The 11,834-nt window shown below is 64.0% G+C and carries 15 protein-coding genes; 4 read left to right on the plus strand and 11 right to left on the minus strand.

Translation table 11 applies throughout. The features are described from left to right. Positions 1–4: 4 nt before the first annotated feature. The 7 genes from coaA to hisB all read right to left on the minus strand — a co-directional run bounded on the left by coaA (position 5) and on the right by hisB (position 4,708). Positions 5–961, minus strand: a complete 957-nt coding sequence (coaA, locus tag A3AI_RS0107345; protein ID WP_024514962.1) for a type I pantothenate kinase — start codon at positions 959–961, stop codon at positions 5–7. A gap of 14 nt (positions 962–975) precedes the next feature. Further along, the gene (locus tag A3AI_RS0107350) at positions 976–1,305 is read right to left on the minus strand and encodes a phosphoribosyl-ATP diphosphatase (RefSeq protein WP_036047671.1); all 330 of its coding nucleotides are present in this window, start codon (positions 1,303–1,305) and stop codon (positions 976–978) included. Positions 1,306–1,384: 79 nt separating this feature from the next. After that, on the minus strand, positions 1,385–2,161 hold the full coding sequence (gene hisF, locus A3AI_RS0107355) for an imidazole glycerol phosphate synthase subunit HisF (RefSeq protein ID WP_024514964.1): 777 nt from the start codon (positions 2,159–2,161) through the stop codon (positions 1,385–1,387). Between the two features lie 11 nt (positions 2,162–2,172). Then, positions 2,173–2,916 (minus strand): 1-(5-phosphoribosyl)-5-[(5-phosphoribosylamino)methylideneamino]imidazole-4-carboxamide isomerase, encoded by a 744-nt coding sequence (hisA, locus tag A3AI_RS0107360; RefSeq protein ID WP_024514965.1) that lies wholly within the window; start codon positions 2,914–2,916, stop codon positions 2,173–2,175. Beyond that, positions 2,904–3,554 (minus strand): imidazole glycerol phosphate synthase subunit HisH, encoded by a 651-nt coding sequence (gene hisH / locus A3AI_RS0107365; RefSeq protein WP_024514966.1) that lies wholly within the window; start codon positions 3,552–3,554, stop codon positions 2,904–2,906. The genes hisA and hisH overlap by 13 nt, the downstream gene beginning before the upstream one ends. Beyond that, a complete protein-coding gene (locus A3AI_RS0107370; RefSeq protein WP_024514967.1) occupies positions 3,551–4,081 on the minus strand; it encodes a DUF2628 domain-containing protein in 531 nt (176 codons plus the stop codon). The genes hisH and A3AI_RS0107370 overlap by 4 nt, the downstream gene beginning before the upstream one ends. 33 nt (positions 4,082–4,114) lie before the next feature. Then, positions 4,115–4,708: an imidazoleglycerol-phosphate dehydratase HisB gene (hisB, locus tag A3AI_RS0107375; RefSeq protein WP_024514968.1), complete on the minus strand. Its 594-nt coding sequence runs from the start codon at positions 4,706–4,708 to the stop codon at positions 4,115–4,117. A 181-nt stretch (positions 4,709–4,889) separates the two neighbouring features. Here hisB and hslV point away from each other — a divergent pair, with 181 nt between their 5' ends. From hslV to hslU, 3 genes are read left to right on the plus strand one after another with little or no spacing between them, the layout of a single operon-like run. Next, on the plus strand, positions 4,890–5,450 hold the full coding sequence (gene hslV, locus A3AI_RS0107380; protein ID WP_024514969.1) for an ATP-dependent protease subunit HslV: 561 nt from the start codon (positions 4,890–4,892) through the stop codon (positions 5,448–5,450). Positions 5,451–5,462: 12 nt separating this feature from the next. Further along, entirely contained in the window at positions 5,463–5,954 is a 492-nt protein-coding gene (locus tag A3AI_RS0107385) for a GNAT family N-acetyltransferase (protein ID WP_024514970.1), read from the plus strand. A 26-nt stretch (positions 5,955–5,980) separates the two neighbouring features. After that, positions 5,981–7,282, plus strand: coding sequence for an ATP-dependent protease ATPase subunit HslU (gene hslU, locus A3AI_RS0107390; protein ID WP_024514971.1), 1,302 nt, complete (start codon positions 5,981–5,983; stop codon positions 7,280–7,282). A gap of 33 nt (positions 7,283–7,315) precedes the next feature. Here the strand turns inward: hslU and A3AI_RS0107395 are convergent, their stop codons facing one another. From A3AI_RS0107395 to A3AI_RS0107405, 3 genes are read right to left on the minus strand one after another with little or no spacing between them, the layout of a single operon-like run. Continuing rightward, positions 7,316–7,906 (minus strand): Smr/MutS family protein, encoded by a 591-nt coding sequence (locus A3AI_RS0107395; protein WP_024514972.1) that lies wholly within the window; start codon positions 7,904–7,906, stop codon positions 7,316–7,318. Next, a complete protein-coding gene (gene mltA / locus A3AI_RS0107400; RefSeq protein ID WP_024514973.1) occupies positions 7,903–9,549 on the minus strand; it encodes a murein transglycosylase A in 1,647 nt (548 codons plus the stop codon). The genes A3AI_RS0107395 and mltA overlap by 4 nt, the downstream gene beginning before the upstream one ends. Beyond that, on the minus strand, positions 9,527–10,231 hold the full coding sequence (locus tag A3AI_RS0107405; RefSeq protein ID WP_024514974.1) for a Tim44/TimA family putative adaptor protein: 705 nt from the start codon (positions 10,229–10,231) through the stop codon (positions 9,527–9,529). Before A3AI_RS0107405 ends, mltA begins: the two co-directional genes overlap by 23 nt. A 387-nt stretch (positions 10,232–10,618) precedes the next feature. Between A3AI_RS0107405 and secB the strand changes: the two genes are divergently transcribed. Beyond that, positions 10,619–11,098 carry a protein-export chaperone SecB gene (gene secB / locus A3AI_RS0107410; protein WP_024514975.1) on the plus strand — a complete coding sequence of 160 codons (480 nt, stop codon included), beginning with the start codon at positions 10,619–10,621 and terminating at the stop codon, positions 11,096–11,098. Here secB and dnaQ read toward each other — a convergent pair. Beyond that, positions 11,095–11,817: a DNA polymerase III subunit epsilon gene (dnaQ, locus tag A3AI_RS0107415; RefSeq protein WP_024514976.1), complete on the minus strand. Its 723-nt coding sequence runs from the start codon at positions 11,815–11,817 to the stop codon at positions 11,095–11,097. The genes secB and dnaQ overlap by 4 nt on opposite strands. Positions 11,818–11,834 lie beyond the last annotated feature (17 nt).

Consider the following 11,834-nt stretch of genomic DNA (forward strand, 5'->3'; position numbering starts at 1 on the left):
ACCGCTACAGCCGCCTGAGCGCCACGGTCTCCACCACGTGATCGGCGCCCTTCTTGAGGATCGCCGTCGCGCGCGGGCGGGTCGGCAGGATGTTATCCTCGAGATTGGCGAGGTTGGTGCGCTCCCAGATCGCGATCGCGGTGGCGATCGCTTCGTCATCCGACAGCAGCGCATAGCGATGGAAATAGGATTTTGGGTCGGTGAATGCCGTGTCGCGCAGCGTCAGGAAGCGCTTCACATACCATTGCCGCAGCACCGACTCGTCCGCGTCGATGTAAACCGAGAAATCAAAGAAGTCGGAGACGACAGGGACCGCCTTGCCGTCGCGCGGCAACGGCCCGGTCTGCAGCACATTGACGCCCTCGACGATGAGAATGTCGGGCCGGTCAATCTCGATCCATTGGTTCGGCACGATGTCATAGGTCAAATGCGAATAGACCGGCGCACGCACCTTGGCTCGGCCAGACTTGATGTCGCTCAGGAACGACAAGAGCAGTGGCAGGTCGTAGCTTTCGGGAAAGCCCTTCTTCTGCATCAGCCCCTGCCGCTCGAGCACGGCGTTGGGATAGAGGAAGCCATCCGTGGTCACCAGGTCGACCTTCGGACGCGGCGACCAGCGCGCCAGCATCGCCTGCAGCACGCGCGCGGTGGTGGATTTGCCGACCGCGACCGATCCGGCCACGCCGACGATATAGGGCACCTTGCGGTCGCGAATCCCCAGGAACTGGCGCTGCGAATAATAGAGGCGCTGGGTGGCGTCGACATAGATCGACAACAGGCGCGACAGTGGCAGGTAGATCTCCTCGACCTCCTTGAGGTCGAGGCGGTCATGCATCGAGCGCAGCTGAGAGAACTCGCCCGGCTCCAGCGTCATTGGCGTGTCGTTGCGCAGCTCTGCCCACTGCTCACGGGTGAAAAGACGATAAGGATTATATTTCTGGTCGGGCGCGCGGATGTCCATGAAGCCGCCTTTCATTACTGATTACGTGTGCGCGACGCTTTCTCTTCCAGCCCGGACATCGAGGTGCGCTGCGCAAGTGCAGCTTCCACCTCGGCGAGCGTGACTCCGCGCGATTTCAGGAGAACCAGCAGGTGGTAAAGCAGGTCGGCGGATTCGGCGATGAGATGCCCGCGATCATTCTCGATCGCGGCAATCACGGCTTCCACCGCCTCCTCGCCCAGTTTCTTGGCGCAATATTCGGCGCCCCGGTCGAGCAGCTTTTTGGTGTAGGACGCGTCTCCCCCCGACGCGGCACGGGCATCGATGGTGGCGGCCAGATCATGGATGGTGAAACGCGGCGGCATCAACATACTCGACAAGCACGCCCGCATCGCAGGCACTGTTCTTCCGGTGCTGATTTAGCACTTTTGTGACGCGGCGTCGTCACGGATCGAGCCGCACGGATAGACCGGCGCGCAACATGTGATCCTTGGCCTCGCGGATGGTAAATTCCCCGAAATGGAAGATCGAGGCCGCGAGTACCGCCGTGGCGTGCCCTTCGCGGATACCGTCGACCAGATGATCCAGGTTGCCTACGCCGCCGGAGGCGATGACCGGGACCGGCACGCTGTCGGCGATCGCCCGGGTCAGTGGCAGGTCAAAGCCCTGCCTGGTGCCGTCGCGGTCCATTGAGGTCAGCAGGATTTCACCGGCGCCGAGCGAGACCACCTCCTGGGCATATTCGATCGCGTCGATCCCGGTCGCCTTGCGGCCGCCATGGGTGAAGATCTCCCAGCGGTCCGAACCGCCCGATCGTTTGACCCGCTTGGCGTCGATAGCGACCACAATGCACTGCTCGCCGAACTTTTCGGCCCCTTCCTTGACGAAGTCGCGCCGGGCCACGGCCGCCGAATTCATCGAGACCTTATCCGCACCGGAGCGAAGCAAGGTCTTGATGTCGTCGACGGTGCGGACCCCGCCACCGACGGTCAGCGGCATGAAGCAGGCTTCCGCGGTGCGCCGGACCACATCCAGCATGATGCCGCGGTTTTCATGGGTCGCGGTGATGTCCAGGAAGCACAGTTCGTCGGCGCCGGCGGCATCATAGGCGATCGCCGCTTCGACCGGATCGCCGGCGTCGCGCAGGTCGACAAAGTTGACGCCCTTGACCACACGCCCGTCCTTGACGTCGAGGCAGGGAATGACGCGGACCTTGAACATGCAAATGCTCCTTAAGCACGCGCCTGGCGGATCAGCGCCAGCGCGGCTGCCGGGTCGAGCCGACCGTCATAAAGTGCGCGACCAGCGATGGCGCCAGCGAGCTTCCCGGCCGCGGGCTGCAGCATCGCCTGGACGTCCTCGATCGAGGCGAGGCCGCCAGAGGCGATCACCGGAATGGAGATGCGGTCGGCGAGCGCAATCGTCGCCTCGAGATTGAGGCCCTTGAGCAGGCCATCGCGGGAAATGTCGGTGAAGATAATCGCGGCGACGCCGGCATCCTCGAAGCGCTGGGCGATCTCAAGCGCCGTCACTTGCGAGGTCTCGGCCCAGCCTTCGACCGCGACCTTGCCGTGCCGCGCATCCAGCCCGACCGCGACGCGGCCGGGGTATTTCCTCGCCGCGCTCTTGACCAGTTCCGGATCGCGCACCGCCGCGGTGCCGATGATCACCCGCGCGATACCCTTGGCAAGCCAGGCTTCGACCGTCCCGATATCGCGGATGCCGCCGCCAAGCTGAACCGGAATTGTGATCGCCTTCAGCATGGCCTCGACGGCTTGCGCGTTCATCGGCTTGCCGGCGAAGGCGCCATCGAGATCCACCACGTGGAGATATTCGAAGCCTTGCGCGGCAAAGCTCCGCGCCTGGGCGGCGGGATCGAGGTTGAACACGGTCGCGCGCGCCATGTCGCCCTGTTCGAGCCGCACACACTGGCCGTTTTTCAGATCGATGGCAGGGAAGAGGATCACGGCTTCCATTTCAGGAAATTCGAGATCAGAGCCAGCCCAAAACGCTGGCTCTTCTCGGGGTGAAACTGGGTGCCAATGGCGGTGTCCCTGGCCACGACAGCGGTGACCGGCCCGCCATAGTCTGCGCGCGCCAGCACGTCGCCTTCGTTCCTGGCATTGAGGTGATAGGAGTGCACGAAATAGGCGTGCCGCCCCTTCGGCCCCAGCGGCAGCCGCTCCAGAACCGGGTGCTCTCGCGTCAGCTCGAGCGTGTTCCAGCCCATGTGCGGGATCTTCAGGCTTTCGTCGCGCGGCGCGATCTTTTCGACATCGCCCTCGATCCAGTTGAAGCCGTCGGTCGTGACGTGCTCCTTGCCGCGGGTCGCCATCAACTGCATGCCGACACAGATGCCAAGGAACGGCCGCGCCTTGTGGCGTACCGCCTCGGTCAGCGCCTCCAGCATGCCGTTGAGCGCATCGACGCCCCTGCGGCAATCGGCAAAGGCGCCGACGCCCGGCAGCACGATGCGGTCGGCACGGTAGACGAAATCGGGATCGCGGGTGACCACGATCCGTTCGGGGTCCTCGGCACCGCGCGCGGCCCGCTCAAAGGCTTTCGCCGCCGAATGGAGATTGCCCGACCCGTAGTCGATGATGGCAACGGTCATCGTGGCCCTCCCGGCTCCGGAAACAATCCTATGATCCCGCTGCCCGGCAGCTGCGGCGGCCGCGAGAACGGCTGCCCGGCGAGATCCCGCGTCGGCGGCGGCGCGCCGCGATCGACGGCCTGCTGGTCATTGACAATGCCGTGCTGCTTTCCGGCCCAGCGCTCGAAAAAGCGCCGCTCGGCGGCTTCCTCGTCATCGGCGATCACGACATCGAGCTGCAGCCAGCGATTCCGCGACAAGGTCCAGCGCTCGAGGCTGGCGGCCTCGAAGCCCGTCAGCAGCGCCACGATGATATCGGCGAAGAGGATCGCTGCCGAACCGGCGCCAAGCTGCCTCAACACCAGCTCAAGCGCGATGACGGCGATGATCCAGCCGATCAGCGCCAGCCACAGCCGATGCGCGGCGAGCCAAAACGGCCCGAACAGCGCGGCCCAGAAATGGAAGCCGTCGCGAACGAAAACGAACCTGTCGGTCGAACGGAGATCCGCCCCGCCCGCTCCCGGCGCATGAACTGTGTAGACCGGCATCGCAGCTCTCCGATCAGCTTTGGGCGGGCTTGCCTAGCCGCCGAGCTGACCCTTGGTGGACGGCACCTCGCCCGCGGCGCGCGGATCGATCGCGACAGCCACACGCAACGCTCGCGCAAGACCCTTGAAGCAGGATTCGGCGATATGATGGCTGTTCTCGCCATATAGGGTCTCGACGTGCAAAGTCACGCCCGCATTGATGGCAAAGGCGTTGAACCATTCGCGCACGAGCTCGGTGTCGAAGGTGCCGATCTTGTCGCGCGGGAACGCCGCCTTGAACACCAGGAACGGCCGGCCCGAAATATCGAGCGCGATCCGCGACAGCGTCTCGTCCATCGGCATGTGTACGGAGGCATAGCGGGTGATGCCGGCCATGCTGCCGAGCGCCTGCTTGACGGCCTGGCCGAGCGCGATCCCGACGTCCTCAGTGGTGTGGTGATGGTCGACATGGAGGTCGCCGACCGCCTTCACGGAGATGTCGATGCGGGAATGTCGCGCCAGCGAATCGAGCATATGGTCGAAGAAGCCGATCCCGGTCGAGACGCTGGACGCGCCCGTGCCGTCGAGGTTTACCGTCACCTCGACATCGGTTTCCTTGGTCTTACGCTTGATGGTGGCGCTGCGCATGAAGGTGCTTCCGGACGTCAAAAAACGCGCCCTTTTAGCAGGCAGATAGCCCCTTCGCTACTGCGGCATGGGCCGGTCAGGCCTGAACTTCCGGCTATGGTGACCGGATTTCGCGCCCGGTCGCCCCTGATTGTAAGGATGGCCTCAAGCCCCTAAATCAGGCTCTGAACGAGGTACCCCTATGCAAGCATCCCAAAACGAGCCACTGGTCTGGCACGGCACCACAATTGTCACAGTCCGCAAGGACGGCAAGGTCGTGATCGGCGGCGATGGCCAGGTCTCGATCGGCCAGACCGTGATCAAGTCGAATGCCAAAAAGGTTCGCAAGCTCGGCAAGGGCGACGTGATCGGCGGCTTTGCCGGCGCCACCGCCGATGCCTTCACGCTGTTCGAGCGACTGGAGAGCAAGCTGGAGCAATATCCGGGGCAGCTGACCCGGGCCGCCGTCGAGCTCGCCAAGGACTGGCGGACCGACCGCTATTTGCGGCGGCTGGAAGCCATGATGATCGTCGCCGACAAGGACGTTTCGCTGATCCTCACCGGCACTGGCGACGTGCTGGAGCCCGAGGCCGGGGTGATGGCAATCGGCTCTGGCGGCAATTATGCGCTGGCCGCCGCGCGGGCGCTGATCGACACCGACCGGGACGCCGAGGCCATCGTGCGCCGTTCCCTCGATATCGCCGCCGATATCTGCGTCTACACCAACCGCAACGTGACCATCGAGACCTTGCAAAGCGGCTAGGCGCTCCAAAGCATGACGCCGGATTACCTCTTCCGCCCAATGCAAGCCGACGATCTACCGCTGGTCGCACGATGGCTCGCTTTGCTACATGTCAGGGAGTGGTGGGGCGATCCCGCCGAGCAATATGCGCTGGTGAGTGGTGACCTCAACGAGCCCGCAATGGATCAATATGTTGTCGAGGCAGACGGCCGCGCCTTCGCCTACCTGCAATGCTACGACCTCACGGCCTGGAATTCCGGCTTCGGCGAGCAGCCCGACGGCACGCGCGGCATCGACCTCTTCATCGGGGAGCCGGACATGATCGGCCATGGATCGGCATTGATCGGTCGCTTCGTGCAGGATCAGTTGCGCAACGGCGTGCCTCGGATCGTGACCGATCCCGATCCGGCAAATGCCCGCGCCATTCGGGCCTATGAGAAGGCGGGGTTTGCGACGGATCGCACAGTCGCCACACCGGATGGACCTGCCTTACTGATGGTTCACGATCCAAGCCGCTTGTTCTGATCACATTCCTATCCTAGCTAGAACCCATGACAGACTTCTCCCCCCGCGAAATCGTCTCCGAACTCGATCGCTTCATCGTCGGCCAGGGCGAGGCCAAGCGCGCCGTCTCGATTGCGCTGCGCAACCGCTGGCGCCGGCTCCAGCTCGACAACGGCCTGCGCGAGGAGGTGCTGCCGAAAAATATTCTCATGATCGGGCCGACCGGCGTCGGCAAGACCGAGATCGCGCGGCGATTGGCAAAGCTCGCCGGCGCGCCCTTCATCAAGGTCGAGGCCACCAAGTTCACCGAGGTCGGCTATGTCGGCCGCGATGTCGAGCAGATCGTCCGCGACCTCGTCGAGGTCGCGATCGCGCAGGTGCGCGAGCGCAAGCGCAAGGATGTGCAGGCCCGCGCGCAGCTCGCCGCCGAGGACCGAGTGCTCGATGCGCTGGTCGGCGCCAATTCCAGCGCCGCGACACGCGATTCTTTCCGCCGCAAGCTCCGCGCCGGCGAGCTCAACGACAAGGAAATCGAGATCGAGACGCAGTCGTCAGGCGGCATGCCGATGTTCGAGATCCCGGGCATGCCCGGCGCCCAGATGGGCGCGATCTCGATCGGCGACATTTTCGGCAAGCTCGGCGGCCGCACCAAGACGCGGCGGCTTACGGTTGCCGGCTCGCACGAGATCCTGGTCAACGAGGAATCCGACAAGCTGCTCGACAGTGACCAGCTGGTGCTGGAGGCGATCAGCGCGGTCGAAAACAATGGCATCGTCTTCCTCGACGAGATCGACAAGATCTGCGTGCGCGACGGCCGCGTCGGCGGCGACGTTTCCCGCGAGGGCGTGCAGCGCGATCTCCTGCCGCTGATCGAAGGCACGACGGTTTCGACCAAGCATGGCGCGGTCAAGACCGACCACATCCTGTTCATCGCCTCGGGCGCTTTCCACATTGCAAAACCCTCCGACCTTCTGCCGGAGCTGCAAGGTCGGCTACCGATCCGCGTCGAGCTGCAGGCGCTGACGCGTGACGACATGCGCCGCATCCTGACCGAGCCGGAGGCCTCGCTGATCAAGCAATATGTGGCGCTGATGCGGACCGAGGGCGTGACGCTCGACATCACCGATGGCGCCATCGACGCGCTCGCCGATGTCGCGGTCGCCGTCAACTCGACGGTGGAGAATATCGGCGCGCGGCGGTTGCAGACCGTGATGGAGCGCGTGTTGGACGAGATTTCCTTCACTGCGCCCGACCGCAACGGTGAGACCGTGCAGGTCGACGCCGACTATGTGAAGAAGCATGTCGGCGACCTCGCCAAGAATGCCGATCTGAGCCGGTTCATTCTGTAAGCTTGACGAAAGGGCGCTTCGGTCGGGTCCCCCTCAGCCTCTCGCCCGCCTGATGCGCACATAGAGTGCGCCCTCGCCGCCATGGCCGATATGGGCCTGCTCGAAGCCGACGACGAGTGAGCGGAATTCCGGCAGGCCCAGCCATTGCGGAACCTGCCTTCGCAGCACGCCGCGCTCGGCATCCAGTCCGTTGGCCGTGCCCTTGCCGGTGATCACAAGCACGAAGGTGAGTCCGTCATGACGGGCGCGCTGCAGAAAGCCGAGCAGCGCATGATGGGCGCGGATTTGGGTCATGCCGTGCAGATCGAGCCTTGCATCGATCTCGCTCTTGCCGCGCGAGAGCTTTGCTCGCTCGCGCCGGCCAAGCGTCACCAGCGGCGGCACTGCCGGCTTGCTCGGCTTGGGCGCCGGCGCTGACGCCAACGACCGCGGCGCCAGCCTGGCCGGCGCCGGCGTCGATGGTTTCGGCTCGGCGGCATGCGGCTTGAGCGGACGCGATTTCTTGCGCAGCGGCTTGACCTGCTTGGCCACGCTCTCCCAAAGCGAGCGCTCCTCCTCGCTCAGGCCGCGCTTGCGCCGCGGCGCGGGAACATCGAGGCCAGGAAATGAGCTTGAGCGCTTCATCGGCTGTGATGATAGCGCCTGATATAGTGATGCCGCGGCAGCTCAGTCTCCGGCGCGATCTTTGGCCGCGGCTCTGGCAGCGGTACGCCGGCCGCGGTGGGGCTCGTCGCCTGCGCGACGGTCGAGACGGTCGCAGGCGTGGCAGCCTTCTGGTCCTTCGGCTGATCCTTAAACTGATCTTTGGCTTGGTCCTTGACTTGGTCCTTGACTTGCGCCCCGGCCTGTTCCTTCGGCTGGTCCTTGGCCTGTTGCTTGACCTCCTCCTTCGGGAGCTGCTTTGCCGGCTCCGGCTGCGGGAACAACCTTGCGATCTTCTCTGAAGGCCGTGGGTCGGGCAGGGGCATCTTGCGGCCCCGCTCGACCGGATCGATGCCCTTCGGCACCAGCATCACAAAATGCATGGAATGGCGCAGCCGCCCGGAAACCTTGCCGGCATCGGCGCCGGCGCCGAAATAAAGATCGGCGCGGGCCGGGCCGACAATGGCCGAGCCGGTGTCCTGGGCGATCATCAGCCGGTGGAACGGCGTCCTGGATTGCGCGGAGTCGATCGGCAGCTCGCCCTCGATGAAGAACGGCGTACCGTAGACATGCAGAGAATTGTCGACGGCAATGGAGCGGCCCGGGGTCAGCGGCACGCCCTGCGCGCCGACCGGCTCGTCCTTGTCGGAGAGCTGCACCTCGCGGAAGAAGACATAGGAGCGGTTCTGCCGCCGCACGTCCTTCGCGCCGTCGGGATTCTGCTCCATCCACTCCCGGATCTTCTGCATCGACATCTGCTCTTTCGGGATGATGCCGCGCTCGATCAGGACGCGGCCCACCGCTGTATATGGATAGCCGTTATGGGCGTCATAATTGATGCGGACGGTCGAGCCGTCCGCGAGGCGAATCCGTGCCGAGCCCTGGATTTGCGCAAATAGCAGGTCGGTCGGGTTCTTCAACCAGCAGATTTCCAGTCCGCGGCCGGCGATCGCGCCGTCCTCGATCTGGGCGCGATCGTAATAGGGCACGAGCTTGCGGCGCCCGATCTTGCGGTAGACCGACCCCTTGTTCGGCAGGTTCGGCGCATCCTGGCTGTAGCCGCGCACGAACAGGTTCGAGGGGCGGCGATAGACCGGCACATTGTAGATGTCGGTTTGCGTCCGCGAGCCATCGAGAACAGGCTCGTAATAGCCGGTGACAAAGCCGTCGCCCTCGCCGAGGCGCGAGATCTGCAGCGGCACGAAATGCCGCTCGAAAAACAGCCGAGCGGTGGCGGCGTCGTTGATATCAGTCTCCCGCGCCAGCCGGCACGGATCGCGCAACGAGCTTCCCAGCGCCTTGTCGTCGATAGGCTGCGGTGGCTGCGCTGCAATCGGCCGGCAGCTGGTCCGGAACGCCCTGTAGGCGGCGAGATGATCGTCCTCGGTCCAGCTCGGAATATCGGCAAAGCCGAGCGGGATATATTGGGTGTTGGCGATTTGAAGCGGAAAGTCGAGGCGCGGGTAGGGCAGTTGGCGAACGACCTGGGGCGGCAGGTGATGCGCCCGCCAGCTCCGTGCCGCCCATGCCGCAAGCGGCACCAGCGACAGCACCACCGCGGTGAGAAGGCCGACCGCGGCGTATCGCTTCAGACCCGTGATGTCAGTGAGCGCTTCCCGTGCCAACCAGCTTCCAGTTCGGATCGCGTGAAGTGGTGTCGCGGGCGAAGGTCCAGACATCGGTGATGTCGGCGACCTTGTCCGGATTGCCGTCGACGATCGTGCCGGCCTTGTCGCGGGTCACGGAGATCATCTGCGACACAAAGCGAACGGTGAGCTGGGCGGTGCGGTCGCGCTGCTCGGCGCCAACCAGTTCCGCCTTGTCGATCGAGACAAAGCGCGTCTCGGTCTTCTGGTCGTGCTTCTCGCGATCCTTGATGACCGCCTCGAAGCTTTCATAGACGTCGGATGACAACAGGTCGCGAAGCGCGCGACGATCACCATTGGCAAAAGCAAGCACGATCATCTCATAGGCGCTGCGCGCGCCGGAGAGGAAATGCTTGGGGTCGAACGAGGAGTCTTGCGCGACAATGGCGTCGAGGCCCTGCGCCAGCGGGGTGCCCGGTTCCGCGACGCCCTTCCAGCGGTCAGTAGTTGGTGCGGCTTCGGCCGGAGGCACCGGCGGTGGCTGGTCGATGACCTTGCCTGGCATCGGAACCACCCCGGTGTCGGGCGTGCCCGGCATGGCATTGCGCGCGGCGCGGTCGAACGGCGGCCGTTCACTCCCGGTGCGCTGGCCGAGCACATTGCGCAGCCGCAGGAAGATGAAGACGGCTAACGCCAGGAAGATGATCGTATAAATGTCCACGTCGCTTTCCGCTTCTCTCTAATGTCTTCGGCCGGTAACGGGACCGGCGCCGGAAGCCCTCCCTCGTCAGGAACGGCTCGACACTACATCACCGTTTCAGGACCGACAGGATGTAGGAACGAAATCTTGCCCGGCCAATGGCATGCTGGTTGAGACGAATTGTAGCGCTTTTTGCGGTCGAGGGGAAACCCGATCGTTTGGGTGGAAATCACACGTCTTCAATCATTTAAGGTGCCGGCCGACGGGCCTTGGTTCTCTTCGGCCCGGCCTGCCAGCCCCAAGGTTAACAAAGCGCAACGCTTTCTGGGACGTATCCTTGTGGAGGATGGCAGGGCTATGATAGCCACTCGCGCGGAACGACGCTTTTCGCGCCAGGAGAAGATTTTCATGACCAACGGCAATGGTACCCCTCCCACGGCGGGTGCTCCGCCCCAGCTCAACGTTCTGGCGCAATATACCAAGGACCTCTCCTTCGAGAATCCGAACGCGCCGGGGTCGCTGCAGCCGCAGGCAAATCCGCCGCAGATCAACATCCAGATCAATGTTGGCGCCAATCCGCTTTCGGAAACCGAATACGAAGTGAGCCTCACCATCGAGGGCAAGGCCGAGAACGCCGGCAAGGTGATGTTCTCGTTCGAGCTGATCTATGCCGGCGTGTTCAGGATCATGAACGTGCCGAAGGAAAACCTGCATCCCCTCATCATGATCGAATGCCCGCGGTTGTTGTTCCCGTTCGCACGCGAGATCATCGCAACCTCCGTGCGTGATGGTGGCTTCCCGCCGCTGATGCTCGATCCGGTCGATTTTGTCGGCCTGTACCGGCAGAACATGGAGCGGCAGGCCGACGCCCAGGTGAGGCCGAGCTAACTGGCGGCTGCCTCCGCCGCCGGGGGTGGCGGCAGAAAATCATTCCAGATCGGTTTGTCGCCCAATGTGGCGACAAAGGCACGATGCGCCTCGCGTTCGGCATCGGTCAGCCGTGGCGCCAGTTGGATCAGCCGTTGGCGACGCGGTGCATCCGTCGTGCCGGTGACGCGAATCTCGCGCGTGTCAGAGGCCAGGATCAGTGACGATTGCCGCGCCCCGATCAGGTCGACATAGACTTCCGCCAAAAGCTCGGCATCGAGCAACGCGCCGTGCTTTGTGCGGTGAGAGTTATCGATCGAGTAGCGCGAGCAGAGATCATCCAGCCGGTTCGATACGCCAGGATGCTTGCGCCGTGCCAGAAGCAGCGTGTCGATCATCCGCTCGCGCGGGATCGGCGGCATTTTGATCCGGTCGAGCTCGGCATTGATGAAGCCGATATCGAAGGAAGCGTTGTGGATCACCAGCGGCGCATCGCCGATGAAGGCCAGAAATTCCTCGACGATCTCGGCGAACAAGGGCTTGTCGGCGAGAAACTCGTCCGTGAGCCCGTGCACGGCCACAGCTTCCGGGTTGACCGCGCGCTGTGGATTGATGTGTCGGTGGAAGGTCTGCCCGGTCGGCATGCGATTAAAAATCTCGACACAGCCGACCTCGACCAGACGATCGCCGCGCAAGGCATCAAGGCCGGTGGTTTCAGTATCGAGGACGATTTCGCGCATGGACCAAATTTCAGGCT

This window comes from Bradyrhizobium sp. Tv2a-2, assembly GCF_000472425.1.
Lineage (GTDB): Bacteria > Pseudomonadota > Alphaproteobacteria > Rhizobiales > Xanthobacteraceae > Bradyrhizobium.

Bases quoted from the DNA above. Each gene is read 5' to 3' on its own strand.
- A3AI_RS0107395 (WP_024514972.1), bottom strand. From the start codon at position 7,906: ATGAAGCGCTCAAGCTCATTTCCTGGCCTCGATGTTCCCGCGCCGCGG.
- coaA (WP_024514962.1), bottom strand. From the start codon at position 961: ATGGACATCCGCGCGCCCGACCAGAAATATAATCCTTATCGTCTTTTC.
- hisA (WP_024514965.1), bottom strand. From the start codon at position 2,916: ATGGAAGCCGTGATCCTCTTCCCTGCCATCGATCTGAAAAACGGCCAG.
- dnaQ (WP_024514976.1), bottom strand. From the start codon at position 11,817: ATGCGCGAAATCGTCCTCGATACTGAAACCACCGGCCTTGATGCCTTG.
- hisB (WP_024514968.1), bottom strand. From the start codon at position 4,708: ATGCGCAGCGCCACCATCAAGCGTAAGACCAAGGAAACCGATGTCGAG.
- hisH (WP_024514966.1), bottom strand. From the start codon at position 3,554: ATGACCGTTGCCATCATCGACTACGGGTCGGGCAATCTCCATTCGGCG.
- hisF (WP_024514964.1), bottom strand. From the start codon at position 2,161: ATGTTCAAGGTCCGCGTCATTCCCTGCCTCGACGTCAAGGACGGGCGT.
- A3AI_RS0107385 (WP_024514970.1), top strand. From the start codon at position 5,463: ATGACGCCGGATTACCTCTTCCGCCCAATGCAAGCCGACGATCTACCG.
- A3AI_RS0107350 (WP_036047671.1), bottom strand. From the start codon at position 1,305: ATGCCGCCGCGTTTCACCATCCATGATCTGGCCGCCACCATCGATGCC.
- A3AI_RS0107370 (WP_024514967.1), bottom strand. From the start codon at position 4,081: ATGCCGGTCTACACAGTTCATGCGCCGGGAGCGGGCGGGGCGGATCTC.
- secB (WP_024514975.1), top strand. From the start codon at position 10,619: ATGACCAACGGCAATGGTACCCCTCCCACGGCGGGTGCTCCGCCCCAG.
- hslV (WP_024514969.1), top strand. From the start codon at position 4,890: ATGCAAGCATCCCAAAACGAGCCACTGGTCTGGCACGGCACCACAATT.
- hslU (WP_024514971.1), top strand. From the start codon at position 5,981: ATGACAGACTTCTCCCCCCGCGAAATCGTCTCCGAACTCGATCGCTTC.